The sequence below is a fragment of the Pseudomonas sp. F007 genome (assembly GCF_057814275.1).
This window is the reverse complement of record NZ_JBVATA010000064.1, coordinates 1-224: the sequence shown is the minus strand read 5'-3', so window position 1 is coordinate 224 and position 224 is coordinate 1. Positions and strand designations below refer to the sequence as shown.

Genomic DNA, 224 nt, shown 5'->3' with positions numbered 1-224 from the left:
CCGCTATTCGGTGACCCTCGAGCCGCGCCTGGCCCTGGCCGGACGCGGCAAGCAATACCGGATCTACCAGGACCAGTCGGTGCCGGAGATCGTCAAGAGCATCCTCCTCAGCCGCCACGACATGGAGCATTTCGACTGTCCATTCCGTCTGGTGCACGAGTACCCGCGCCGCGAGCAGGTGATGCAGTACAACGAAAGCGACCTGGATTTCATTCATCGTCTGC

At 61.6% G+C, this 224-nt stretch carries 1 protein-coding gene; it reads left to right on the top strand.

Annotated elements, in window-relative coordinates; genetic code table 11:
- Positions 1 to 224 (top strand): contractile injection system protein, VgrG/Pvc8 family (locus ACZYR5_RS29730; protein ID WP_489092940.1); only part of this gene is annotated, 224 nt, incomplete at both ends.